The sequence below is a fragment of the Lacihabitans soyangensis genome (assembly GCF_024343775.1).
GTDB lineage: Bacteria > Bacteroidota > Bacteroidia > Cytophagales > Spirosomataceae > Leadbetterella > Leadbetterella soyangensis.
The window spans coordinates 54,886-80,652 of record NZ_RJUF01000002.1; the positions used below are offsets into that span (position 1 = coordinate 54,886).

The 25,767-nt window shown below is 36.9% G+C and carries 21 protein-coding genes; 13 read left to right on the forward strand and 8 right to left on the reverse strand.

What is annotated here, in order from left to right:
- Positions 1–17 precede the first annotated feature (17 nt).
- The 5 genes from EGI31_RS01390 (at position 18) to EGI31_RS01410 (ending at position 6,935) form a co-directional block, all read left to right on the forward strand.
- Positions 18–848 carry a sugar phosphate isomerase/epimerase family protein gene (locus EGI31_RS01390; protein WP_255035334.1) on the forward strand — a complete coding sequence of 277 codons (831 nt, stop codon included), beginning with the start codon at positions 18–20 and terminating at the stop codon, positions 846–848.
- A 91-nt stretch (positions 849–939) separates the two neighbouring features.
- Entirely contained in the window at positions 940–2,928 is a 1,989-nt protein-coding gene (locus EGI31_RS01395) for a DUF3858 domain-containing protein (protein ID WP_255035335.1), read from the forward strand.
- Positions 2,929–2,995: 67 nt separating this feature from the next.
- On the forward strand, positions 2,996–4,918 hold the full coding sequence (locus EGI31_RS01400; RefSeq protein WP_255035336.1) for a DUF3858 domain-containing protein: 1,923 nt from the start codon (positions 2,996–2,998) through the stop codon (positions 4,916–4,918).
- Positions 4,919–5,205: 287 nt separating this feature from the next.
- Complete coding sequence (locus tag EGI31_RS01405; protein WP_310586152.1) at positions 5,206–6,363, forward strand: DNA polymerase III subunit gamma/tau; 1,158 nt, start codon at positions 5,206–5,208, stop codon at positions 6,361–6,363.
- A 122-nt stretch (positions 6,364–6,485) separates the two neighbouring features.
- The gene (locus tag EGI31_RS01410; protein ID WP_255035337.1) at positions 6,486–6,935 is read left to right on the forward strand and encodes a DUF8493 domain-containing protein; all 450 of its coding nucleotides are present in this window, start codon (positions 6,486–6,488) and stop codon (positions 6,933–6,935) included.
- 144 nt (positions 6,936–7,079) lie between these two features.
- Here the strand turns inward: EGI31_RS01410 and EGI31_RS01415 are convergent, their stop codons facing one another.
- The 7 genes from EGI31_RS01415 to EGI31_RS01445 form a co-directional block, all read right to left on the reverse strand.
- Positions 7,080–8,543 carry a sodium:solute symporter gene (locus EGI31_RS01415; RefSeq protein ID WP_255035338.1) on the reverse strand — a complete coding sequence of 488 codons (1,464 nt, stop codon included), beginning with the start codon at positions 8,541–8,543 and terminating at the stop codon, positions 7,080–7,082.
- 202 nt (positions 8,544–8,745) lie between these two features.
- Entirely contained in the window at positions 8,746–9,048 is a 303-nt protein-coding gene (locus EGI31_RS01420; RefSeq protein ID WP_255035339.1) for a LytTR family DNA-binding domain-containing protein, read from the reverse strand.
- Between the two features lie 60 nt (positions 9,049–9,108).
- Complete coding sequence (locus EGI31_RS01425; protein WP_255035340.1) at positions 9,109–9,720, reverse strand: hypothetical protein; 612 nt, start codon at positions 9,718–9,720, stop codon at positions 9,109–9,111.
- Positions 9,721–9,724: 4 nt separating this feature from the next.
- Entirely contained in the window at positions 9,725–11,263 is a 1,539-nt protein-coding gene (gene lnt, locus EGI31_RS01430) for an apolipoprotein N-acyltransferase (protein ID WP_255035341.1), read from the reverse strand.
- Positions 11,263–12,738: a phage tail-like protein gene (locus tag EGI31_RS01435; RefSeq protein WP_255035342.1), complete on the reverse strand. Its 1,476-nt coding sequence runs from the start codon at positions 12,736–12,738 to the stop codon at positions 11,263–11,265. Before EGI31_RS01435 ends, lnt begins: the two co-directional genes overlap by 1 nt.
- 243 nt (positions 12,739–12,981) lie before the next feature.
- Positions 12,982–14,469 carry a phage tail-like protein gene (locus tag EGI31_RS01440; protein WP_255035343.1) on the reverse strand — a complete coding sequence of 496 codons (1,488 nt, stop codon included), beginning with the start codon at positions 14,467–14,469 and terminating at the stop codon, positions 12,982–12,984.
- Positions 14,470–14,638: 169 nt separating this feature from the next.
- Positions 14,639–16,357 carry a 7TM diverse intracellular signaling domain-containing protein gene (locus EGI31_RS01445; protein WP_510186407.1) on the reverse strand — a complete coding sequence of 573 codons (1,719 nt, stop codon included), beginning with the start codon at positions 16,355–16,357 and terminating at the stop codon, positions 14,639–14,641.
- 263 nt (positions 16,358–16,620) lie between these two features.
- On the opposite strand from EGI31_RS01445, the gene EGI31_RS01450 reads away from it, so the two are divergent.
- The 8 genes from EGI31_RS01450 (at position 16,621) to EGI31_RS01485 (ending at position 23,909) form a co-directional block, all read left to right on the forward strand.
- Positions 16,621–16,914: an ATP-dependent Clp protease adaptor ClpS gene (locus EGI31_RS01450; protein ID WP_255035345.1), complete on the forward strand. Its 294-nt coding sequence runs from the start codon at positions 16,621–16,623 to the stop codon at positions 16,912–16,914.
- A 12-nt stretch (positions 16,915–16,926) separates the two neighbouring features.
- Complete coding sequence (gene recR / locus EGI31_RS01455; RefSeq protein WP_255035346.1) at positions 16,927–17,529, forward strand: recombination mediator RecR; 603 nt, start codon at positions 16,927–16,929, stop codon at positions 17,527–17,529.
- Between the two features lie 24 nt (positions 17,530–17,553).
- The gene (locus EGI31_RS01460; RefSeq protein WP_255035347.1) at positions 17,554–18,129 is read left to right on the forward strand and encodes a Crp/Fnr family transcriptional regulator; all 576 of its coding nucleotides are present in this window, start codon (positions 17,554–17,556) and stop codon (positions 18,127–18,129) included.
- A 63-nt stretch (positions 18,130–18,192) separates the two neighbouring features.
- Entirely contained in the window at positions 18,193–18,591 is a 399-nt protein-coding gene (locus EGI31_RS01465) for a DUF4345 domain-containing protein (RefSeq protein ID WP_255035348.1), read from the forward strand.
- Positions 18,592–18,946: 355 nt separating this feature from the next.
- Complete coding sequence (locus EGI31_RS01470) at positions 18,947–19,639, forward strand: superoxide dismutase (RefSeq protein ID WP_374760671.1); 693 nt, start codon at positions 18,947–18,949, stop codon at positions 19,637–19,639.
- Positions 19,640–19,743: 104 nt separating this feature from the next.
- The gene (gene chrA, locus EGI31_RS01475; protein ID WP_262925349.1) at positions 19,744–20,919 is read left to right on the forward strand and encodes a chromate efflux transporter; all 1,176 of its coding nucleotides are present in this window, start codon (positions 19,744–19,746) and stop codon (positions 20,917–20,919) included.
- 24 nt (positions 20,920–20,943) lie between these two features.
- Positions 20,944–21,537, forward strand: coding sequence for a HupE/UreJ family protein (locus EGI31_RS01480; protein ID WP_255035349.1), 594 nt, complete (start codon positions 20,944–20,946; stop codon positions 21,535–21,537).
- A gap of 17 nt (positions 21,538–21,554) precedes the next feature.
- A complete protein-coding gene (locus tag EGI31_RS01485) occupies positions 21,555–23,909 on the forward strand; it encodes a M1 family metallopeptidase (RefSeq protein WP_255035350.1) in 2,355 nt (784 codons plus the stop codon).
- Positions 23,910–23,958: 49 nt separating this feature from the next.
- On the opposite strand, the gene ade is transcribed toward EGI31_RS01485, so the two are convergent.
- Positions 23,959–25,590: an adenine deaminase gene (ade, locus tag EGI31_RS01490; RefSeq protein ID WP_255035351.1), complete on the reverse strand. Its 1,632-nt coding sequence runs from the start codon at positions 25,588–25,590 to the stop codon at positions 23,959–23,961.
- Positions 25,591–25,767: the final 177 nt, after the last annotated feature.

Here is a 25,767-nt window from a genome sequence, read left to right on the forward strand (position 1 = left end):
AATTTCAACCTTACAAGATGAATAGAAGAGATTTTTTACAGAAAACAATCGCTTTAAGTGCAGCCACTATGGTTGGCACCGATATTTTCGCTGCCAAAAAACTTAAAACTTTTGGCTGCCAACTTTATAGTGTGAGAGATTTGATGCCCAAAGATGCCAAAGGAACTATGGAGGCCTTGGCAAAAATGGGTTATGAGCTGTTTGAGTCTTACTCCAAAGACCCTTTTTGGGGAATGTCGGCCGACGAGGCGGTACGTTTTCTAAAAGACATTGACGTAAGAATGATAAGCACCCACATGGGTTTAGCAGATATTAATGAAGCTTTGGTAGAAAAAGCTGCAAAAGTGGGTTTAGAATATATCATTTGCCCAGCCATTGGCCCTCAAAAAGACCTTGACTCATGGAAACAAAAGGCCTCAGAGTTTAATATGAAAGGTGAATTATGCAAAAAATACGGCTTGAAATTTGGTTATCACAACCACTCCTACTCTTTTGCTTTTGTAAATGGCCTGAAAGGGCAAAAAGTACTATTGGACAACACCGATCCAAATCTTGTTTGTTACGAGCTGGACATGTGTTGGAGTGAAGCCGCTGGCGAGAATACCATAGAACATCTCAAACAATATGGCAACAGATATGAGCTTTGCCATGTAAAACAATTGGTAGAAAAAGACCCGAAACCTAAGCAAACCGACTTGGCCGATGGTATTATAGACTACGCCAAACTTTTAAGAGCCGCCAAAGACAACGGAATGAAATACTATTTGGTGGAACAAGAGCAATATCCGGTAGATTCTATCACATCCATGAAAAACGATGCTGCCTTCATGAAAGGTTTAAAAATCTAGAAAAAATATATTTCTTTCACTGAAAAACTCTGGTAAAATTTTTGCTGGAGTTTTTTGTGTTTTAAAATCCCAAATAAAATTCAAGTATTCCATGCTCAATTATCCCAAAGCACTCTTTGTCCTGATTTGGACCCTGACCATAGCAACTGTTCAAGCTCAAAAACCCAATGTAAAATTCGGGAGCGTCACAGTAGACGAACTAAAAAAGTCAAAGTATGAGATTGATTCTACTGCGGATCAGATTATTCTATTCGAAAAATGTGAAGTTGAATTTCACTACGACGAGAACTATGGATTTTATTTAGAATCAACAGTTCATATTCGAAAAAAAATTCTAAAAGCATCAGCACTATCTGCTGGCACGGTAGCTATCCAAACGTATAGAAACACGCATGAGTCCAGCCAAATACTAGAAAAAATAAAAGGGGCAACCTATTGGCTTGAAAACGGTGGAATAAGCAAACTAGAACTCACAAAAAAAGACTACTTTGAAGAAAAGATGAAAGAAAAATACTTTCAAACCAAAATATCTTTCCCGAAAATAAAAGAAGGAGCTATAATAGAATACAGCTACACTATTACCTCACCTTTGGCCGTCAGTAATAAACCCGACACATGGTATTTCCAGGGTTCAACACCAGCACTTTGGAGTGAATACATGATTACGATACCATCGCATTTCTATTATCAGGTCAATCTGGGTGGATATCTAGAACTCGCCATGAATGAGCAGGAAAAGGTTGAGGTAAATTTTGGACATACCAAACTAAACACATACGGAATAAAATACAATTTTGCAGTTAAAAATGCCCCAGCATTTAAAGAAGAAGCATTTATTAGCAGTAAAATGAATTATATTTCTAAAGTTGACTTTGAGCTCTCAAGTGTTTCTTTACCTGAACAAGTCACGGTTAAAAAATCTATGACATGGCCGGATATCAATAGATACTTATTGGATAGTGAATATTTCGGTATTCGATTAAGAAAAAGCAACTATCTTAAAGATTTAAAAGAAAAATTTGGCGTTTTTACCGACCAAAAAGAAAGACTAGAAAAAGTTTATTACTATTTAAACCGTCAATTTACCAATGACGACGAATACAACAGCATTTATTGTGAAGACCTGAAGAAAGTCTGGGAAAATAAAAGAGGAAGCTCCAGTGAGCAGAATCTTTTGTTCACTGCCTTGCTAAGAGAACTTGACATAAAGGCTAACCCTGTAATACTAAGTACAAGAAATCATGGAAAAATCAATGAGGCGTTTCCGCTTTTAGATCGCTTCAACTATGTCGTGTGCCGTGTAGAAATTGACGGAAAATTTATAAATCTGGATATAAGCGACAAAAACCTTAAAATGGGCATGTTACCGTTCGAATGCCTCAACGGGCAAGGTTTTGAAATAAATTCGTTCAGCGGCCAGTTCGTAGATCTCACTCCAACAGAAAAACAACGGATAAATGAAACCGTCGATGCAAAAATAGACTTTACAAAAAACAAGATCACGGGCAAAATTGAACAAAACCATTTTGGCTATGCCGGCTATACTAACCGCAACGACTTCAAAAACAATGGCTTAGAAAAAATGAAAGAAGATTTCAAAAAAGAATATTCTGACTTCAACATTACCAATTTAAACTTTTCTAACCTTGAAGACCAAGAAAAAACAAATCTAGTTACTTTCAATTTTGAAACGACCGAGGATGTTACAGACGAGGATATGCTTTATATTAATCCAAATTTTAGCAACAAAGTAACAGAAAATCCTTTTAAACAACCCGAGAGGTCATATCCTGTAGACTTTGGTTATAGTACGGAGAGCGTGTATATCTTGAAACTCGAAGTACCCAAAGACTATATTATTGAGTCACTCCCTAAAGGTACAAACACTGTTCTTGGAGATAAAAGTGCTCAGTTCATCTATAGCTGTACCTACGACGCAACTACCAACAAAATCAATCTAATAAGCAGATTGGTAATAAAAAACCCGATGTATTTTGCAGAGCAATATCACGAACTCAAAGAGCTCTTCAACAGAATTGTTCAGAAGCACGATGAACAAATTGTATTGAAAAGGAAATAATAAATCAATGCCAGTAGAAACTGAGAGAATTTCACAAAACGCCCATTTTGACTTTTAAAAAAAAATAATGAAGAAATATATTCAAACAGCTTTTTTACTCTTTATGGCCATTGGGTCATTTGGTCAAATTGACTTTGCAATATCACAAATACCACAAAAACTCAAAGAAAACGCTGATGCGGTGGTGAGGTTTGACCAAACAGAGTTTATCATTGAAAGCTATGCCAAAATTATAACCAAACACCACTGGGCTGTTACGGTATTTACAGAAAAAGGTGAGGAAGACCATGCCACTTTTGACGCTTACTACAATAATTTCGAAAAAATAAAGAAAATTGAAGGATGTATCTATGACCAATCTGGCAAACTCCTTAAAAAACTCAAAGCTTCAGATATTGAAGACATTGGACTTTCTAGTTTTTCGGAATACATTACCGACAGTAAAAAGAAAACCGCAAAATTTGACAAAAAATACTATCCCTTACCCTACACGGTAGAGTTTAGTTTCGAGGAAGAATCCACTAATACCTTCTTCTTCCCATCATGGAATTTACAAAATTATGAGAAAGTGGGTATTCAAAATTCTACTTTTACTGTAAAAGCCTTTGATACAAATAGTTATAGAAAAAGAGAAATAAATCTACCGAATCCTTCACAAAAATACTTCAATGGAAAATATCATGAAGAAACTTGGGAGGCCAAAGATCTTGAACCCGTAAAACATGAGGAATTTTCGGCCAACGAAAATATACCGAAACTATATCTGGCCTCTGTGCAGTATACAATGGGAGATTACTCCGGACCATCGAAAACCTGGAACGATATAGCCGCTTTTTATGCCACACTCAACAAAGGCCGCGATATTCTTCCATCTATGACGGTCGAAAAACTTAAATCGGAGGTTGGCTCAGAAAAAGACCCGAAAAAAGTAATAGACATAGTTTATAAATTTATGCAGTCGAGCACGCGATACTTTCTTATTTCATTAGGTGTGGGTGGATGGCAAAGTATGACTGCCGAGCAAGTTGCCACCAAAGGCTACGGAGACTGCAAAGCTTTAACAAACTATACCATTGCACTGTTAAAACAAGTAGGAATAAAAGGCTATCCCGCACTGATTTATGGCGGAAGCGAAGGCAATAATGCCGAAAGGTTTGAAGACTTCCCGATGTCGAGATTTAACCATGTGGTGGCTTGTATTCCTCTTCAAAAAGATACTGTTTGGCTCGAATGCACCAGTCAAACCAATCCGAGCGGATATATGGGTTCGTTTACAGGAAACCGAAAAGCCCTTTTGGTAAAAGAAAAAGGAGGCGAACTTATAAAAACCATAAATTACCTGCCTGAAAAAAACATTCAGAAAAGAGAAATAAATGTAAAAATAGTTGAAAACGGAGACGCTCACGTTACGGTAAAATCCAATTACTCCGGCATACAGCAAGAAACAAGAAACTCGGTGATGGAACGTCTCAGCCAAACCGAACAGAAGCAATGGCTACACAAAGCATTGAACTTACCTAATTTTGAGATTTCAAATTTTAGTCTTTTGTCAGAAAAAACAGTGCTACCAAAACTCAACGAGGAAATAAAACTTGTGGCCAACAGATATGCCACAACGAGCGGAAAGAGGCTTTTTGTAAAACCAAACATAATGACTAAATACCAGGTCATTACTACTGAAACTGAAGAACGCAAAACCAAACTATTCTTAAACCCCAATTCTGAGAGTTTTTTAGATGAGGACCAGATAGAAATAGAAATACCTGCAGGATACACTTTGGAGTATTTGCCGAAAGAAATCAATCTAAAGGAGAAATTCGGGGAATATAAAGCGTCGACATCAGTTGTTGATGACAAAATCTACCATAAGCGTTTCCTTAAGATAATTGGTGGAAACTATTCCAAGGAAGATTATGCTAAATGGGTTGAATTTTTAAAGACTATAAGTAAAACCGACAATCAAAAAGCCGTTTTTGTAAAGGTACCATGAATCAATAATTGAATACTTTTTAACGAAATAGTTTAATTTTTAAGAAAATTTAAAATGTTTGTCGATAGAAAAACATAAATCATCTTTCAAAATATGTTTTTAATAGAATAGCTCGGCGGCAATAATTTGGTATACATACATTTGTGTATCATTTATTCAACCATGAAATACATCTTCAATTTTTGAAGAGAAAAATGCCAGCCAAATCGGTTGGTATTTTTTTTAGTAATTCGGGCCCAAGTCAAAAAGTTTTTATTCAAATCCAATTTCTTTTATATCTTTGCCATATGGAAAATTTCGTAGTATCTGCTCGTAAATATCGCCCGGTCACCTTCGACTCGGTAGTTGGGCAGTCACACATTACCACTACACTACGAAACGCCATAAAATCCAATCAGTTAGCTCAAGCATTCCTTTTTACTGGGCCAAGAGGTGTCGGTAAGACCACTTGTGCGAGGATTTTGGCCAAAACCATAAACTGTCTTGATGTCAGTGAGAACACAGAGCCTTGCAACAAATGCTCGTCGTGTAAAAATTTCGACCAAAACGCATCTTTTAACATTCATGAATTAGATGCGGCATCAAACAACTCTGTTGAAGATATCAGAAATTTGATAGACCAGGTACGTTTCCCTCCTCAGGACGGAAAATACAAGGTTTATATCATAGATGAGGTTCACATGTTATCTCAGGCGGCTTTCAATGCCTTCCTGAAAACTCTAGAGGAACCACCTTCTTACGCCATTTTCATATTGGCTACAACCGAAAAACACAAAATACTTCCGACTATTTTGAGTCGTTGTCAGATATTTGATTTCAACAGAATTCAGATCAAAGACATGGCCCAGCACTTGGCTAGTATTGCGGCAAAGGAGGACATCAGTTTTGAGGAAGAAGCACTTGAACTTATAGCTCTCAAAGCTGACGGTGGACTTCGAGATGCCTTGTCGATGTTTGACCTAAACGTCACTTTTTCGTCAGACAGGAAACTATCTTACAAAGACGTTTTGGAGAATCTCCACGTTTTGGACTACGACTATTACCTCAGAATGTTAGATGTACTTCACGATGGAGACATATCACAGGTACTCCTTATTCTACATGAAATTATATCTAAAGGTTTTGATGTGCACCAGTTTGTGGTGGGTTTAAATGAGCATTTCAGGAATATTTTGGTAAGCAAAGAGCCTTCCACCTTGGAAATCTTGGAATTATCAGAAACCACCAAGCAAAAATACATTGAACAAGCCAAAAGAATTTCAACAAGTTTCTTGATGTCGGCTCTGAGTGTGGGCTCAAACATCGATATTAACTTCAAATCTGCAAAAAATCAGCGATTACACGTTGAAATCGGGCTTTTGAAACTTTCGCAAATCAACGCCGTACTTAACTTGGCAGGTCTTCCGGATGGTGAAGGCCAAAAAAAAAAGTTGATGGAGGCCTGATAACACCGACGGTTACAGGAGTAAGTGCAGCCCAAGTTCAAACCCATATCACCAACATTCCCCAAACCAAGCCGAGCATTGAGCCCGCTGGTTCTGTTTCCCTTCCAGTCAAAAAAACAGGTTTGAAATCGTTCAAATCGGTATTGGCTATGGAAGAAGAAGCCAGCTCTGATACCAAAATAGTGGGTCAAAACCAAGGAAGCAGTTCTTATCAAACCAAAGAATTCACAAAAGCCATGGCTATTGGTGTTCTGGCAGATTTTGCCGACAGCCGTACCACTCAAACAGAAAAAATGGTTGTAACTCGGGATTTTGATTTAAGTAAAAACGATTTAAAGTTTAAACTTCCAAACAAAATTCTTTTTGATATTTTCCACGAAATCAAACAGGATTTAACTGACTTTTTGCGTAAAAAACTACACAATGGAGAAATCCAGATAGATGCCGTCATAACGGCAGGAGAAACCAAAGCCAAGCCAAGAACGGAACAAGAAAAGTTTGAATCTATGGCCGAGAAAAACCCAGAACTTTGGAAGCTGAAAGAAGCATTGGGGTTGGATTTGTTGTTTTAGGAAATCTTTACTAACTATAAATTCAACAAAATACCCATAGGTTTGACGACAATCACTTCCAATTTATCCAATTCGTTGGGAATTTGAACAAATGAACACATTCGAAAGATCCGTGTCACATCCATAAAATCCGTGTTCCAACCATCACTTCTTCCTAAAAATCATCAAACCACCAATAGTAATTAATCCATTCAAAAGTAAGTTTTCAAAACCGAAAATGTAGCCTGTGTATTTCTCAATCAGGATAACAGCAAAGTAAGTAAGAATGGGAGATGCAATACAGATAAACGGTACATATTTATCGACCACGCCTCTTTTCGTATATATGCCATAGGCAAAAAGACCCAAAAGCGGGCCATAGGTATAACTGGCTATTTTGTACACTGCTGAAATAACATCCGAATTATTCAAGACATTGAAAATCAGAATAACTATTACAAAAATTACCGAAAACATGATATGCACACGGTTCTTGATTTTTATCCTGTCTGCCTCTGGTTTATTTTCAACATCCATAAAGTCAATAGAAAATGCGGTGGTCAGAGCGGTTAGAGCAGAGTCTGAACTGGCATAGGTAGCCGCAGTAATTCCTATCAAAAAAGTCACCCCTACCAGTATTCCGGCAAATCCAAAACTTGGGTCGCTGAATACTTTAAGGGCCATCATCGGGTATAAATCATCAGTATTGGTAGGCGTTGTTATTCCTTTTTGATTGGCATACATATAAAGTAAAGCACCTAAACTCAAGAACATTAGATTTACGATAACCAAGGTTACCGTAAACCAAAACATATTTTTCTGGGCTTCTTTTATATTTTTGCAAGTAAGGTTTTTCTGCATCAAATCTTGATCCAAGCCAGTCATTACTATGGCGATAAAGGCTCCACTAATGAAAAGTTTAAAGAAGTTCTTGCCATCGCCCCAACCACCATCAAAAAAGAACGTTTCAGACATTGGACTGGCATAAACTTGACCCAGCATTTCTCCAAAACCAAGATTCAATTGCTTGGTAATCAGATAAATTGTCATCGCAACAGCAGTAATTAAGAAGAATGTCTGTAATGTATCAGTGATTACGATTGTCTTTATACCTCCTTTGAAGGTGTACACCCATATTAATGCTATGGTTAAAACCACCGAAACCTCAAAAGGCACGCCAAGGGGATCATAAATGGCCAGCTGTAACACCTTGGCAGCTATGAAAAGACGTACAGCCGAACCCAAGGTTCTAGACAAAAGAAAGAAAGCCGAGCCTGTTTTGTAGGACCAAAAACCGTATCGGGTTTTGAGATATCCATAAATAGAAATGAGGTTAAGTCTATAATATAAAGGCATCAGGACCGTTCCGATGAAAACATATCCGGCTGTGAAACCCAAAACCATTTGAAAATAAGAGAAGAATTTCGTACCCACAGCACCCGGGACCGAAACAAACGTTACGCCCGAAATGCTCGTGCCTATCATACCAAAAGCCACTAACCACCAAGGCACAGATTTGTTGGCAGTAAAAAACGAATTGGAGTCGGCTCCTTTGGAGGTTTGTATAGATATTATGATAAGAATAAAGAAATAGACGAATAAAATTCCAAGTGCTAAATAGGGCGTCATAGAAAAGTTTTTTTGAAATACTTAGGCAAATATGTGGCAAAAAATGCAAAATTCTCCTTTTTGATTCAGAATATTACATTTTCAAACCTCTCCCTTGAAGCATAACTTGGAAATTGTTTCTGCAATCAAACAAAATCTGACTGCTAATCCGAGTCTTCATTTTTAGAAATTCTGGTTTTACTCTTAGCTGCTTTAGAAAATTCTAATCAAATTCAGAGAACAAAAAAGTTCTCCTTCGAGATATCTTAAAACAATTTCCATTCTGCAAATACGCATACATTTTACCAGCTTCATTTTTTACTTTGCCCAAAAAATCGGTATTTATTATAATTGATCGATTTATTCTCAGAAAGTTAGAAGGAAGTTTATGTTTTTTTTCGAAATGCCCTAATGCATAGCTTGAATAAAAACTAGTGCCATCTTTAAAATAAATTGTAGTGTAATTTATATCTGCCACTAAATGTATTATTTCATTCGGAACAATTTCCCGTGTTTTAGTTTTCATGATTTATATAAGTGAGAATGGGAGATAAACTTTCGAAATTTATCTTCCCTTCTAAAATTATCAATTACCAAATTTCTTCTTCAATTCCTCAATTTCCTTTTGTTGCTGTATGGTATAGAGCGTCAGCTCCTCCACTTTTTCGAGCAATTTAGAAACCATTTCATCTATAGAAACGCCATTTTTTACCACTTCTTGAGCCGAAGGAACATTTGGTAAATGTTTGTTTTCGTTGATGAATTTTGATACCTCTTGCAATGGCATGAGCTTGTAAGTCTTGTCAAAAACCTTATCCGACCACTGATTTTCGTTTTCATATTTCATCTTAAAGGAATTCAACACAAACAAGCCTTTTTCGTCTAGTTCAAGGAAGTTGCGGTCGTTGATTTTGAATGCAGGAGAATTATAGGCGGTACGCATGTTAAAAACACCTTTTACGTCGAGGCGATATCTCGGATTCGAAAGGCCAATACCGACTTTCACAAGAGCGGTATCTCCCAACACAAGGCCATCATCAACAGAAACTTTCGCATTATAACCTAAGGCCGAAGCTCGTTCTAAAGAGTTTTGATTCAAACCTACTCCACCAGCGTATCTGCCAAAATAGCTGGCACTTTGCCCAAATGATTGCAAACTAATCAACAGTAATACGGAATAAAGGAATGTTTTTTTCATGATTTTAAACGGTTTTATTTTTCTTAAATAATTCGAAATAAAAAATTAAAAGTATTAACGAGACCAAAACACATCCAAGAAAGAACCTTGGGTGCTTGGTATAAAAGCTTTTTTTTGTATTGCACAGAACTTCTTGGGTACTATATTCAGTAGTGAACCAAGGGATTTTACCATAGATTTTACCGAATGGATCAATAAAACAAGAAATGCCACCATTTGAACATCTAGCTATGGTTCTACGGTTTTCGATGGCTCTTAAGCGTGTAAAGCTCAACAATTGCTTGGCTCCTGCAGTTTTGCCAAACCAAGCATCGTTGTTCATCAGGGCTATAAATTCGGCATTTTGCATGACTAAAGTGGCTATTTTTTCAGGGTGCATTTGCTCCCAACAAATACTTAAGGCCACTTTAAAGTTTTCATTATCAAAATTTTTATAATCAAAAACTAAAGGTTCTTTGCCTCTTTCCATTGCCGAACCTCTAAGCGTAGGTGTTTTTTCAAAATAAGGCATGAGCTCTACAAACGGCAAACCGTATTGTTTTTGATATACTTTTACATCGCTGGATTTAATTTTTAATGAGTCCCAAAACATGGCCAATTGTGGTGTAAAAACCAATGCATTGTTTCTAAAAACAGCCTTATTACTAATATCGGGGTACTCCGCATAACCGATAGCCACCGAGGTTTGCCAAGCTGCAATAGATTTTTTTGTAAAGTCCAATAATACCGAATCTTGAAAAAGCGAAAGCGGAAATGCCGTCTCGGGCAAAAGCAATAAATCTGGCTGGGTATTTTTTACAGCTGAATCTGATAAGCTTACGATTTGATCAAATGTTTTTTGGGCCGTCAAACTATCTTGATGGTAGCTGTCAATGTTAGTTTGAATCAAACTTACTTTTGTCTTTTTGTTTGATGAACTCAGAACGCTTTTTGGATTTAAAGAAACCACGTAAAAAGAATACAAAAGCGGAACTAACAGCCAAATAAATAGATAAGCAAAGTTTTTAACTTTCCTATTTGCTAAAGCTAGTGCTAATAAACTGTTCATCATTACCACCCAAAAACTAATGCCCCACATTCCTGTAAGATCTGCAAACTGAACCAGCCAAGTGTTATTTGCCTGTGTGTAGGGCAACATGTAGATTTGTAAACTATGCGGTACTTGGTGGGCCAGGAAATCTAAAAGTGTCCATAAAAATGGAAGTAGCAGCAGAGCTTTTCTCCAACCGAATCTTTTTTTCGAATAATAAAAACCACATAATGGTGCTAACAAAAACAAAAACTGAGAAAATACACAGATCAAAAATGCTGAAAAACTATATAGATTTACCCACCAAGCCTCTACCGACATGGTAATAATGCAGAGTAAACTTGCCTTCACAAGATATATTTTAAAAGCATTACTTTTTTGGTTTTCGAGCAAAAAAGGAACGAATGCAATCCAAGCCAAAATACCCGATGGAATTGGATGATAGCTAGGATATGACAAGCCTAATAGAATTCCGCTGAGTATCCAAGAATATTTTATTAAAATTTTGGTCATTATTTTATATCAAAAACATAACTAAAGCGAGCATTTGACTTCCCTTTATTCATTTCTTTAACTTCAAAACCTTCAGGTGTTTTCTTAGATACAAATAACCCTTTTCCTTCACCTTCCATTTGTAGATTGATGATCAAGTCTTCAGGATTGTCAACTTTCCTATTAAATTTTATAAAAGCCACACCTTTTTTAAGATTCGCAAAACCACTTTGTTTTATTATGCTGGTAGTAGTTGGAGTTGTAGATTCGGCAGAGATTCTTGCAGAAGGGCTTGATCCCATTATCCGCCAGCCACTTCCATCAAAATAATAAAACCCAGGAGTTTCATCAACCTGATAAATCAACAACCCTTCAGCTGGAGAGGCAGGACGATTGGCCTTTGCAATGCGAGGAATCAAAACGCCCATATTTTCACTTTTTACATCTAAAATGGCAGATGGATCAGCGGTGTCGTTGTCAGTATTTATAGTTACGCCTTTGCTGTCATTATTGAGTTTTACGTCGTTTCCTTCGGATAATAGTGCGGTAGGAATAATTTCTCGATATTGGAATTTGCTGACGGTCACAGTTCCACTGGTAGCAGATACTGTTCCTGTAAAATACACTCCTTCACGCGTCATAAAGGTAATTTGATTGGTGGTAGATTGCAGGGTAAATGGATTACTTTCTGTAGTTCTGGTGTAGCGTTGATTTACAATGCTTAATCTCAAACAGTTTAGCACACCATCAGGCGTAGATATGGTACCGAATGCATCGGCGGTTATGGTTTGTACATATCTAGTGAGTGATAAATTTGTCTCATAATCTTCTTCTTCTATAGTTGATACGAATACATCTCCCAAGTCTAGTGGTACATCAGAATATTCATAGTTGGGTTCATCAAATGTATCATCCTCACCAAATTCAAGGTCGTAGCTAGTGCCTAGTTGGTCAATTCCATCACCATCAATAAAATAGTGATCATATACATCCATAAGTCGATCGTTGAAGTCAAAATATTTAGTGACCATAACCTTATTGGCACCTACAATACCTAAACCAGCAGGTACACTACTTGGAGCGATAAAGTCGCTTCGACCAGCACCAACAAAATACGTATACAAATTGGCTGGAAGTGTCCATGTTTGTGGCGTTGAACTATTTGCCGTACCTATATTCATACTAAAAGATTTACTGTTGGTTTCATATAAAAGCCAAGTATTACCCACAGCCGAAATAGCATTAAAATCCGCAAGGCTTATAGAAATGGCAGAATTGGTCTGTTGCACGGATTTTTGCTCTGTAGTTTGCTTTAAATTTAAGGAGCTTACATCAAAAGTCTGGAGCCTTTTTGATTGAGATAGCGTAGAATTTGATGCAATTCTAGAATTAGCACCGCCGCTATTTAAAACTGCACCAGCATATGAGGTAAAGTTCATGAACAGTATAAAAAATCCAACTAGAATTGATTTCCTAATTTTAAAGTATGTTTTCATAATATTTGAATAGATTATGGGCTTAAAATTTTTACAAACAAATATCAAGGGTACATAAATTCCTAAAAATCAGTAAGGACAAAGTGTGGACAAGTCGAAAGATTTATATAATTTAACTTATAAAATAGGAGAAGGAACCAAACCATGCCAATATACACGATTTAAAACGATCATAGCCAGGATATGAGAGACCCAATAGCAATCCGCTAAGTATCCAAGAATATTTGAGTATTCTTTCAGTCATTATTTTATATCAAAAACATAACTAAAGCGAGCATTTGACTTGCCTTTATTTACCTCTCTTACTTCAAAACCTTCAGGTGTTTTCTTGGATACAAACAATCCTTTTCCTTCACCTTCCATTTGTAGATTGATGATCAAGTCTTCAGGATTGTCAACTTTCCTATTAAATTTTATAAAAGCCACACCTTTTTTAAGATTCGCAAAACCACTTTGTTTTATTATGCTGGTAGTAGTTGGAGTTGTAGATTCGGCAGAAATACGAGCTGATGTTGTTGGTGTAGAACCTAGTCTTTGCCAAGTAGTGCCATCATAATAATAAAAACCTGAGGTATTGTCAATCTGATAAATCAAAAGCCCAGTGGCAGGAGAGCTTGGGCGGTTTGCTTCTGCTATACGAGGAATCAAAATTCCTAAATTGTTATCTTTGATATCTAGAATGGCAGAAGGATGAGCGGTGTCATTGTCAGTATTTATGGTTACGCCTTTGCTGTCATTATTGAGTTTTACGTCGTTTCCTTCGGATAATAGTGCAGTAGGAATAATTTCTCGATATTGGAATTTGCTGACGGTCACAGTTCCACCGGTAGCAGATACTGTTCCTGTAAAATAGACCCCTTCACGCGTCATAAAGGTAATTTGATTGGTGGTAGATTGCAGGGTAAATGGATTACTTTCTGTAGTTCTTGTGTAGCGTTGATTTACAATGCTTAATCTCAAACAGTTTAGCACACCATCAGGCGTAGATATGGTACCAAATGCATCGGCGGTTATGGTTTGTACATATCTAGTGAGTGATAAATTTGTCTCATAATCTTTTTCTTCTATAGTTGATACGAATACATCTCCCAAGTCAAGTGGTACATCAGAATATTCATAGTTGGGTTCATCAAATGTATCATCCTCACCAAATTCAAGATCGTAGCTAGTACCTAGTTGGTCAATTCCATCACCATCTATAAAATAATGACCATATACATCCATTGGTCGATCGTTGAAGTCAAAATATTTAGTGACCATAACCTTATTGGCACCTACAATACCTAAACCAGCAGGTACACTACTTGGAGCGATAAAGTCGCTTCGACCAGCACCAATAAAATACGTATATAAATTGGCTGGAAGTGTCCATGTTTGTGGCGTTGAACTATTTGCCGTACCTATATTCATACTAAAAGATTCACTGTCGGTTTTATATAAAAGCCAGGTATTACCCACAGCCGAAATGGCATTAAAGTCTGCAAGGCTTATAGAAATGGCAGAATTGGTTTGTTGCACGGATTTTTGTTCTAAATTTTTGTTTAGATTTAGGGCACTCACATCATAGGTTTGGAGTCTTTTCGATGAAGTTAGTACTGTACTTGATATACGACTTGAATTCACATGACATCCACAATCTGGAACATGGCTAACGCCGAAGCAGTTAAAATTAAGAAAAATTGAAAATAATGTAGCTATAAGTGTTTTTCTACTTTTTAAAAAAGAATTCATATTTTTTGAATAGATTATTGACATAAAACTTTCACAAAAAAATAGTCTGAGTACTCAAATTCCTAGTAGCAAACATGGACAAAGTGTAGACAAGTCGAAAGATTTATAAAGTTCAACTTAAAAGAAATTAGATCTTAATAATTGCTAATAAAAAAAGAACGGTTTTAGCCTATGACCCAATCTTCTTTTTTAATCTCATTTTGGCCTTACGTACACTTGCAGGATCAATGTTTAACATGGCTGCAATTTCTTTGGTAGAAAGATTGAGGTGAAAATAAGCACAAAGGCGAATCTCGTTTTGCGTCAATGTTGGATTCTCTTTAAGTAGACTTTTGAAGAAATCAGGATGCACTTGCTCAAAGTGTATTCGAAAACGCTCCCAGTCTCTATCTAAATACATGTTGTTTTGGATAACGGACTTAATGTTTTTTATTTCTTCGATTGCAGTGTCAGGTAGTTTTTTACTCAAAGTCAGTATATTTGATTTCAAATCTAAAAGCATTTCGTTTTTTTGAGAAAGATATAGGGCATTTGATGCCAATTCACGCTGGTTGGCCTCTAGTTTTTCTTGTAGCAATTCGTTTTGAGTCTTTTGCAATGAATTTTGAAAAGCCAATTCTTGTGCTTCTAATTGTTTTTCTTTCAGATCTTCACGTATTAACAAAACCCTTTGAACCAATGCGATAGCCAGAAATAAGGCTTGGGTAACCACCACAATTTTGGCAATAATAGCATGATCTGTAGTTCTAACTACATCGATAAATAGATAATAAATACTACTTCCAAAAATCAAGGTTATAGAAATTCCATTGGCTACCAAAAAATACCTTGCCATTTTGTGTTTTCGTACAAAGCTCAATGTGGCCACATACAAAATCATTAAAACCGTACCGATAATAAAAAAATTAGGCACCAGGTAGTTTATTTTGTCTTGGTCAATAAATTTGGAGAAAATTAAAATAATGTAGAAAAGGGCAGATAAAACGAATCCCGTAACTAAATATTTTAACGCCTTATCATGTTTTGGCAGAAACTTAGGTAATTCTAAATAAACTCGGGTTATCTGCCAATATCCAACCAGTATAATGGCAGTAGCAAATTCAACCATTGCATCATTTATTCCGTTAAACAAGATATATGTTTCTGCGTTCATTTCGGCCACACAAAACCTAAACGGAAACAAAACATTGAAATAAGACTGATCCCCCAGAATATAAATTAGACTACCTATTTGAGTAACCAAATAATATAAAAAAGTTTTATCTTTAAAAATGAAGAAGATGTAGGAATTATAGAGCAAAAACAAAATAAAAACGGAAACTGTAACCCAAGTGGCTAACGAAATAAAGTTTTCATTGTCATTTACAAAACTCTCTTTTTCGAGCCAAACGGTGGCTATTATTGGGAATTTAGTCGTTCGCAAAGCTTTGATATCAGACCTTATGTAAAAGGTGGTGGTGTCTTTTGAGGGAAGAGTACAAGGCAAAAGCCAAACGTTTCTTTTATTATTATTTACCAACAATCCATTTCTACTTTCAACCCATTTTTGGTCATTTTTATTGAAATAGTAAAGGGTATTATCGAGCATAGGCAAGAATTCTACATAATACTTTTCTGAATAGGCCGAAGGGTTAAATACCCTAACCATAATCCAATATGCGTCTGAAATATCACTCTCTAATGTATCTGTGAATTTGTATTTCAAGCTTTTATTTTTAAGAATTTGCTCGAAATTATAGCCATTGTCGGGCAAAATACCAAATTTTTTTGAACTGACCGAATTTGATCCGTCAAGAATAATTACTGGTTGGCACTCTGCTAAAGGTCTAAAATAGAATAACGTGTGCAATAAAAGAATGATACTTTTAAACCAAAATCTAGTTTTCAAGGAATTAGTAATTTTTGGGTGTACAATAATAGGAATTGGATTTTACAATTCCATACCGAATTATTTTTTTGTTCCAATCCCTCAATCATTTATCTTGAAAAATAATTATTGAAGTAAACTACCCGAAATAACTGCTCCTAAAATTGCCTTTAATGAATGATTTTGATTTGAAGAGCAAAGAATACTCAAATATTTATGAATCTTTAGCTTCAAGTTTTTCAAAAACCTGATAAATTTGTAAAAAAATCATAAGGTACCGTAATATGAAGTTTGCACCCCAGACAGACGTAGAGGTTTTGATTGAAGACGAAGTAGTGGTTGACGATGTAAAGTTGTATTCCATTGTTGTTTTCAACGACGAAGTCAATACTTTTGACCATGTGATAGACACGCTAATTGATGTTTGCAAGCACTCGCAAGAGCAAGCCGAACAATGCACGCTCATTATTCATTTTAAAGGCAAATGCTCGGTAAAAAATGGAGACTTTGATGAATTAAAGCCTATCAGGAACGCCATTTGCCAAAGAGGAATATCTGCCGAAATTTTACTTCGATAAACATAAATAAGATTGAACTACCCCTCAAAATTAATAGAAGACGCTGTAAATGAGATTGCCAAGCTACCCGGCATAGGCAAGAAATCGGCACTGAGGTTAGCTTTACATTTGCTCAAATCCGAGAAAACTCAGACCCATAATCTCAGCAATTCATTAATTAATCTGGTAGAAAAAACAACGTATTGCGTAGCTTGTCACAACATATCTGATGCCGAAATTTGTCAGATTTGTGGTTCGCATCGAAGAGATTCGAGCATTTTGGCCGTAGTACAAGACTCCAAAGATGTGTTGGCTATAGAAAATACAAGTCAGTTTCAAGGCAAATACCATGTTTTGGGCGGAATCATCTCCCCTATTCAAGGCATTGGGCCTCAAGACCTAAACATCGAGAGCTTATTGTTAAGAATCCAGTCCAATCCAGAGATAAAAGAAATTATTCTGGCCCTCAGCCCAACCATGGAAGGTGACACTACGGCCTTTTATATTAGAAAAAAACTCAAAGACCTGTCTGTTAAAATCAGTACAATAGCCCGTGGAATTCCTATCGGCGGTGACTTGGAATATACTGACGAAATAACACTCGGTAGGAGCATTTTGAGTAGAGTGGAGTTTTGAAAATATAACCTTCTTGAAAATTTCATGACGACCCCACGTTTACTAAAAGCTAAATTACGGACTGAAATAAACGGACTGACGGAAAGTGAATTGGACAGTTTCTCCGAACTTTGGACAATTAAAAAAAACCTTAATAGACATGAACTACTCTACCAAAAAGGTAAAACAGAAAATAATATATACTTCATAGAAAGTGGAACTTTGAAGATTTGTTATGATTTGAAAGATCAAGAAATAATAGTTGGTTTTGGTTACAAAAACACTTTTATCTTCGACTTGCCCTCATTTTTCACTGAACAACCTTCAAATTTTCATATTCAAGCAATAAAATCAAGTCAATTGTTTGGAATTAATAAAACGGATTTCTACAAGGTTCTTGACTCCAATTTGACAATAGCAAAATATTGGCGAACAAGAACAGAATTGATTTTACTTGACCTTGTAGAGAGAGAAATAGATATATTGACAACATCGCCAGAAGAACGCTATCAACGACTTCAAAAAAGACATCCAGAATTATTCCAACATATTCCAAACAAATACATTGCAGCCTATTTACGAATGACACCTGAAACATTAAGCAGACTTAAAAAGTCTTGATTTCAATCAATATTTTTTAAATGCCAAGTTTCTAGTTTTGCAGAAAATTAAATATCAATATCAATGAGCAAAATTAGTATTGTCGCTAAAGTATTTTTAGTAATAGTTGGCTTGGCTTTTTTAAATGTTGCCGTTCAAGCCTTTATAAATCCGCAAACTGTGATGGATTTTGTTTCTGTCAAACTTGAGAATACAAGTGCAAGAAATTCAACAAGAGCATTTTATGGTGGAGTTAATTTAACTTTTGCATTATTTCTAATTTATGGAGCATTCAAAATGCAAAAAGAAGCGTTAATTTTAGCTTCACTCTATGGAGGTGGTTTTGTTATTGGACGACTTTACAGTATTTTGATGGAAGGACAACCAAGTACATTTATTTTAACGTGGTTAACAATTGAGTCCTTTCTGACTTTGGGTTCTTTGATACTTTTAATCGAACTGAAAAAACAAAAGCTACTCTAATAATCAATTCCTTTAATACCGCTTTAGAACCGAGTAATGGTTTCTGTTGTAGAAAACAAACTGAACTTTTGGTGTATGTATCAAGACTAGAATTTTTATGACCTGAAAATACGTACTAAAAGAATTCCAAATCAGATTACGTGGATTGTGCTTTATATTGATGAAAGCCTCATAAGCCCATAGCGATAAGTCGTCAGACAATAAAGATGTCTTACAACTTTACCAGAAAACTTTACTTTCAGACCAAAAAGAACATATCCGATTAATCGATTAAGAAAAACTTTCAAGACAAATTTTCTGCTTCGTTTCCATATTTTCTTTAAATTGAGGTCTCAATTATATTAATACAACAATCATGACAAGGAAAGATTTTGTTTCTTCATTGTTTCTTGGGTTTATGGGCACCAAAGCGATGGCCAACACCAGCACTAATTTTTTCAATACAGCAGATGCATTTTCATTGCCCAATTTGCCTTATGCCTATAATGCCTTGGAGCCATTCATAGATGCTCAAACTATGGAAATTCACCACAGTAAGCATCATCAAGCCTATGTAACTAACCTAAACAAAGCCGTGGCGGGAACTCCAAACGAGTTTACACCGCTGATAGATATTGTTAAAAACATCAGTAAGTCGTCTGTTGCTGTCAGAAACAACGGCGGGGGACACTGGAACCATTCGTTTTTCTGGGAGATTCTTTCACCAAAAGCTACTACTCCTTCAGATACCTTGATGGCCATGATAAACCGTGATTTTGGTAGTTTAGAAAAAATGCAAGCTGACTTTAACGCAGCCGCAACGAGTAGATTTGGCTCGGGTTGGGCTTGGTTGATTCTGCAGGACAACAAACTAAAGATAAGCTCTACACCTAACCAAGACAACCCCTTAATGGACATAGCCGAGGTAAAAGGAACACCTATATTGGGCTTAGATGTTTGGGAACATGCCTATTATCTGAAATATCAGAACAAGAGAGCCGATTATATCAAGGCTTTCTGGAATATTGTGAATTGGGATAAAGTCGAAAAAAATCTCAAAACTGCATAAATAATCTTACCAGCAGGAGTTTCGGCACCTGCTGGCATTTTTTTAGCTGCTAAGGCCCCTTTGTAAATCATTATTTTCGGTATTTGGCCGTCAAATATTTTATTTTGGAGACAAAAAAAATTAGATACATAATATTTTTAAAGGATGTTTTAGTTCTTTCTTTGACCTGTTTCGGTGGGCCACAGGCACATCTGGCTATGTTTATCAAACGCTTGGTTTTACAACACCGCAACGTTACTGAGGAAGAACTAATGGAAATGCAGGCCTTGTGCCAACTACTACCTGGGCCAACCTCCACACAAACTATCACGGCTATCGGATTCAAATTAGGTGGAGCTAAACTTTCTTATCTTACCTTGCTCATTTGGATTTTGCCGGCTACCGTTTTTATGGGCATTACCGCCCTCGGTATTTCATTTTTCGAAAAAGGTACACTGATCAGGCTCACCCAATTTATCAAACCCATGGGAGTTGCTTTTATATTTTTTGCGGCTTATGTCATTGGCAGAAAAGTAATTACAACTAAAACCTCCATTTGGCTTATGATTTTGGCGGCCATTTTGGGTTTTATGTTTAGGTCGCCCTATTTAACACCATTCTTGATTCTTTTCGGTGGTTTAGTGGCTTCTTCAAAGTACAGAAAACAAGCCAAAATGGAGCGAAAACCTATAAGAATTCAATGGTCAAATTTTATACTCTGGGCCGGAGTTTTTGCCTTAGTTATTTTCGTGGGAACACTTACCAAATCTTTGCCCGTAAGATTATTTGAAAACTTTTACCGCAACGGCAGCTTTGCATTTGGTGGCGGCCACATACTTAAACCATTGTTATTTAATGAGTTTGTTGAGTTTAAAAATTATTTGACTGCCGATGAATTTTTATCAGGTATTGCCTTGGCCGAAATGGTTCCAGGACCGACATTTTCGATTGCTTCCTATGTAGGTTCACTTTCGATGAGAAGCTGGGGCATGAGTGGCCAAATATTAGGATCTCTTGTTGCCTCGGTGGGTATTTTTCTTCCAGGAATATTCATGATTTTCTTTGTAATCCGGTTCTGGGAACAACTCAAGCAATTCAGAGGAATAAGGGCATCTTTGGAGGGAATAAATGCTACATCAACGGGTTTGACTTTGGCCGCAGCGGTTTCCTTGTTCCAGCCGATGATCTATAATCCAGTCAATATCATTACGGTTTTAATAACCCTTGGTCTTTTGTATTCTGAAAAAATACCCAGCTATCTTATTATTGTTGGAGGCATTTGTCTTGGTGCATTTCTTTAAACCCTAATATATAACCCTAATCAAATGATTGACTTTTTTACTTACTTCAAGCTTGGTTATGAGCACATTACCGACTTTGCTGGCTATGACCACATGCTGTTTATAGTGGCCCTTTGTGCGGTATATAGTTTAGCAGAGTGGAAGCAAATTCTTTGGATAGTAACATTTTTTACCATTGGGCATTCTATCACCTTGGCACTTTCAGTGTTGAAAATCGTGAACATTGACTCGGCCATTATTGAATTCCTGATTCCCTGCACCATTTTTATAACCAGTTTTAGCAATTTTTTTGAGAAAACGCCTGAGTCCATTTTTATTAAAAAACAGAAACCCTATCTGAAATACTTCTTCACAATGTTTTTTGGACTGATACACGGTCTTGGCTTTTCTAATTATCTCAAAAGCCTGCTCGGACAAAGTACCAGCATCGTAAGCGAATTGTTTGCATTTAATATTGGCTTAGAAATCGGTCAATTGATTATTGTTTTTATCTTTATGCTGTTGAATTATATTTTTATAAACTTGCTCAATATCAAAAAGAGAGAGTTAAACCTGATTGTATCAGCCATGGTGGCAGGAATTACCATCAATCTGATCATCGACAAATGGATATTTTAATTTTTAAACCTTCATATATGAAAAAAACGCTTCTTTTCCTTTTGATAGGAATTTGGGCTCACGCTCAACAAACTACAAACTATAACGCCAACACGGTTTTCGAACAAATGGGTACAAGCCTACCCACTCCAAATACTTACAGGACGGCCAGCGGAGCTCCTGGTAAAGAGTATTGGCAACAGAAGGCAGACTATGACATTAAAGTAGAGCTAGACGACGACAATCAGAAAATTACAGCCTCCGAAAAAATCACCTATTACAATGCCTCACCAGATGCCTTGACGTACTTGTGGTTACAGCTTGATCAAAACAATTTCAATGAAAAGTCTGATGCCCGAACCACCCGTCAAACTTCTATCAGTCACGAGAGAGGCTCAAGTGGAGCTGCACTGAGAAGTCTGTCAGACAAAACAGATAAGGAATATGGTTATCTGATTCAAAAAGTTACGGATAAACTCGGCAATAAACTCAAATACACCATCAACGGAACCATGATGCGTGTAGACCTGCCCACTCCTTTGCTCAAAGGTCAAAATTTTGTATTTAATGTGGACTGGAGTTTTAATATCGTAGATGCCAACGCCCAAAGAGCAAGAAGTGGCTACGAGTATTTCGAGAAAGATGGAAACTATCTTTATGAAATGGCACAGTGGTTTCCTCGCATGTGCGTTTACGATGATGTAACTGGTTGGCAAAACAAACAATTTTTGGGACAAGGTGAGTTTGCCTTGGTATTTGGCGATTACAAAGTGGCCATTACCGTTCCAAACGACATGGTGGTTGGAGCCACCGGTGAGCTACAAAACCAAAAAGAGGTATTGACGGCAACACAAATTTCGAGATTGGCTCAGGCTGAAAATGCCTCGACACCAGTTTTGATCGTAAATCAAAGCGAAGCTGAAGTAGCTGAAAAAAATAAACCAACAGGTAAAAAAACTTGGGTTTATGCGGCCAAAAATGTTAGAGATTTCGCATTTGCAGCTTCTCGAAAATTCATTTGGGACGCTATGAAAGTAGATGTGGAAGGCAAAAAAGTGTGGGCCATGTCTTTGTATCCAATAGAAGGAAATCCACTTTGGGGACAATACTCTACTAGACTTGTAGCACATACATTGACGCAATATTCGAAAAGAACCATTCCATATCCTTATCCGGTAGCCTATTCTGTTCATGGACCAGTGGGTGGTATGGAATATCCGATGATGAGCTTCAACGGAGCACGCCCGCAAGCGGATGGAACGTATTCGGAGGACACAAAAAACTTCTTGATATTGGTAATTATTCATGAAGTAGGTCATAATTTCTTCCCGATGATAGTAAACTCAGACGAAAGACAATGGTCGTGGATGGACGAGGGACTTAATAGTTTCTTGGAAGGAATTGTTTGTAGAGAGTGGGACAGAGATTTTCCAGCGGATGGTATTGAACCACAGCACATTGTACCTTACATGAAACTTGACGGTAGCAAACAAAATTCTATCATGTCGAGTAGCGATAATATTCTCCCTGGCACTTTCGGGCCAAATGCTTACTCAAAACCTGCCACAGGATTGAACATTTTGCGTGAAACCGTTATGGGCAGAGAGCTTTTTGACTATGCTTTCAAAGAATATGCACGTCGGTGGGCCTTTAAACATCCTACTCCAGCTGATTTTTTCAGAACTATGGAAGATGCCTCGGCGGTTGATTTGGATTGGTTTTGGAAAGGTTGGTTTTATAGTGTAGACGCTTTGGACCAAGGTATTGCAGAAGTTGAATGGTTGCAGGTAGATACCCAAAATCCAGAAGAAACAAAGGCTTTGGCCAAGCAAACAGCCGAAGCCAAGAAAAAAACTTTGAGCAACATGAGAAATGAGAAGGATATTCCTCAGTCTGTTGTGGAAGCAGACCCTTCTATGAAAGACTTCTACAACAACTATGACCCACTTAAAGTAACCGAAAGTGACAAAGCCAAATACCAAAAATACCTAGAGTCTTTAAGCCCTGAGGAAAGAAAGTGGATTGAAGACAAAAAGCAATTTTATGTATTGAAAATCAAAAACAAAGGCGGTTTGGTAATGCCATTGATAGTGCAGGCCCAATACGAAGACGGTACCACTGAGGATTTCAGATTCCCAGCCGAAATATGGAGACTGAACAACAAAGAAATCAAGAAAACCATAACTACAAACAAAAAAGTGGCGAAGTTTAAACTTGACCCCTACTTTGAGCTTCCTGACATCGATTCTTCGGACAATGTTTATCCAAAAGAGCCTGAGAAACCAACCAAGTTTCAGCTTATGAAACAACAAAGTCAAAGATCTATGCCAAATCCAATGCAGGAGGCCCGCCAAAATGAGGCTGGTGCAGTTGGAGGAAGTGGAAGGAATTAATAGTAAATAAGATAGGAAATAGACTCAGCCAAAAGCTGGGTCTATTTTTTTATTCAAAAATCGAAGTAAACTTAAATGTATTTCCATCAAAAAGTCCCTTGTCGGATAACTTAAGGGAAGGAATCACCAACAGTGCCATAAACGAAAGACTCATAAACGGCGACTTGAGTAGACAGTTAAGTTGCGTTTTAGTAAATTCATCAATCTGCGTATAATCCTTTGCCACTTCGTAACCATCTTTGTCGCTCATAAGTCCAGCAATCGGCAAAGGCAAAACACCCATCTTCTTATCTGCAACTACCGAAATTCCACCTTTTTCCCTAACTATGAGATTAATGGCCTCCGCGATATCCTCGTCGCTAGTACCTACTGCAATAATATTGTGAGAATCATGTGCTACCGAAGAAGCAATCGCTCCATTTTTGAGTCTGAAACCATTAATAAAAGCCACCATTGGTTTTGAGTCTTTATAGCGGTTATAAACCACCAATTTCAAAATATCGTTTTGTATCAAAAATGTGGTGTCTCGCTGTGTTAATTCAAACAAAAAGGAATCTGTAATCAACTGACCATCATTTACTTTGATAGTTTTTATAAACTTAGCATCCTTTGGAATCTCCAGAATTAAATCTTCCGGGTTGATGGCTTTTGTATTAAAATTATTGACTTTTTCGGCCTTAACATCTGGTATCAATGAGGCACCTTTACTGGCGACCAAGTTACCGTCAATGTAGGTGGAAATCACCTTGAAGTCTAGCAAATTATTTACCTCAATAAAGTCTGCTGGCTCACCTTCACGTAACAAACCAACGTTAAGATCATAATGCCTAACAGGATTGAGCGAAGCCATACGGAGTGCTTTGAATACATCAACTCCACTTTCTACAGCCCGCTTGACGAGTAGATTAATATGTCCTTCTACCAGATCATCAGGATGTTTATCATCTGAACAAAACATCATTTGAGATGAATATTCGTTGGCTAGCGAAATCAAGTCGTTAAAATTCTTGGCTGCACTTCCTTCTCTGATTAGCACCTTTACTCCCATTTCCAATTTTTCTTTGGCCTCATCGAAGCTAAAACACTCGTGATCAGTACTTATTCCAAAAGAAAAATACTTTTGAGCTTGCTCTCCTCTGAGTCCCGGAGCATGTCCATCAATAGGCTTATGATATTTTTTCGCTATGGCCAATTTCTCCAAAACCTCTTCATTTTCGTAAATAACCCCCGGAAAATTCATCATTTCAGCCAGGTAGCCTATTTTGGGATGAGCCATTAGATATTCAATATCTTCTACAGAAACTATGGCACCCGAGGTTTCAAATTCAGTGGCCGGAACGCAAGAAGGTGCCCCAAAGCAAAATTTAAAGGGAATTTTTTCACCATTTTCTATCATGAACTCTACTCCTTTGGTTCCGAGTACATTGGCAATTTCGTGTGGATCAGAAACCGTACCCACCGTGCCATGTACAACCGCCATTTTACCAAATTGACTTGGTGCCAGCATTGAACTTTCAATATGCACATGGGCATCCACAAAACCCGGAAGAAAATACGGAGCATCGGGCATTTCGTCCTTGGTTCTTACGATATTAAAAATACGGCCTTCAAAAACCGATATTTCACCAAAAAATATAGAATTGTCAAAAATGTTAACAATATTACCTTCGTATTTTTTCATCTGATTATTATTTCCAAAAAGAGGCTTGAGGCAAAGAAATATTATGCTTAGGCACTTCTTAGTTTCATTCGAATTATATGCAAATAACAGAAATTGTATTTCAGGCTCAAAATTTAACAATCAATTTTAGATAGATAGAAACTTTCACATTAAGTATATTTACTTTTTTTATCAGGG

What these genes read in the sequence shown, in the direction of transcription:
- EGI31_RS01470 (WP_374760671.1), top strand. Translation starts at nt 18,947, where the DNA reads ATGACAAGGAAAGATTTTGTTTCTTCATTGTTTCTTGGGTTTATGGGC.
- EGI31_RS01395 (WP_255035335.1), top strand. Translation starts at nt 940, where the DNA reads ATGCTCAATTATCCCAAAGCACTCTTTGTCCTGATTTGGACCCTGACC.
- EGI31_RS01480 (WP_255035349.1), top strand. Translation starts at nt 20,944, where the DNA reads ATGATTGACTTTTTTACTTACTTCAAGCTTGGTTATGAGCACATTACC.
- EGI31_RS01460 (WP_255035347.1), top strand. Translation starts at nt 17,554, where the DNA reads ATGACGACCCCACGTTTACTAAAAGCTAAATTACGGACTGAAATAAAC.
- EGI31_RS01425 (WP_255035340.1), bottom strand. Translation starts at nt 9,720, where the DNA reads ATGAAAAAAACATTCCTTTATTCCGTATTACTGTTGATTAGTTTGCAA.
- EGI31_RS01485 (WP_255035350.1), top strand. Translation starts at nt 21,555, where the DNA reads ATGAAAAAAACGCTTCTTTTCCTTTTGATAGGAATTTGGGCTCACGCT.
- EGI31_RS01465 (WP_255035348.1), top strand. Translation starts at nt 18,193, where the DNA reads ATGAGCAAAATTAGTATTGTCGCTAAAGTATTTTTAGTAATAGTTGGC.
- EGI31_RS01415 (WP_255035338.1), bottom strand. Translation starts at nt 8,543, where the DNA reads ATGACGCCCTATTTAGCACTTGGAATTTTATTCGTCTATTTCTTTATT.
- EGI31_RS01435 (WP_255035342.1), bottom strand. Translation starts at nt 12,738, where the DNA reads ATGAAAACATACTTTAAAATTAGGAAATCAATTCTAGTTGGATTTTTT.
- lnt (WP_255035341.1), bottom strand. Translation starts at nt 11,263, where the DNA reads ATGACCAAAATTTTAATAAAATATTCTTGGATACTCAGCGGAATTCTA.
- EGI31_RS01450 (WP_255035345.1), top strand. Translation starts at nt 16,621, where the DNA reads ATGAAGTTTGCACCCCAGACAGACGTAGAGGTTTTGATTGAAGACGAA.
- EGI31_RS01390 (WP_255035334.1), top strand. Translation starts at nt 18, where the DNA reads ATGAATAGAAGAGATTTTTTACAGAAAACAATCGCTTTAAGTGCAGCC.
- EGI31_RS01400 (WP_255035336.1), top strand. Translation starts at nt 2,996, where the DNA reads ATGAAGAAATATATTCAAACAGCTTTTTTACTCTTTATGGCCATTGGG.
- EGI31_RS01420 (WP_255035339.1), bottom strand. Translation starts at nt 9,048, where the DNA reads ATGAAAACTAAAACACGGGAAATTGTTCCGAATGAAATAATACATTTA.
- EGI31_RS01440 (WP_255035343.1), bottom strand. Translation starts at nt 14,469, where the DNA reads ATGAATTCTTTTTTAAAAAGTAGAAAAACACTTATAGCTACATTATTT.
- ade (WP_255035351.1), bottom strand. Translation starts at nt 25,590, where the DNA reads ATGAAAAAATACGAAGGTAATATTGTTAACATTTTTGACAATTCTATA.
- EGI31_RS01405 (WP_310586152.1), top strand. Translation starts at nt 5,206, where the DNA reads ATGGAAAATTTCGTAGTATCTGCTCGTAAATATCGCCCGGTCACCTTC.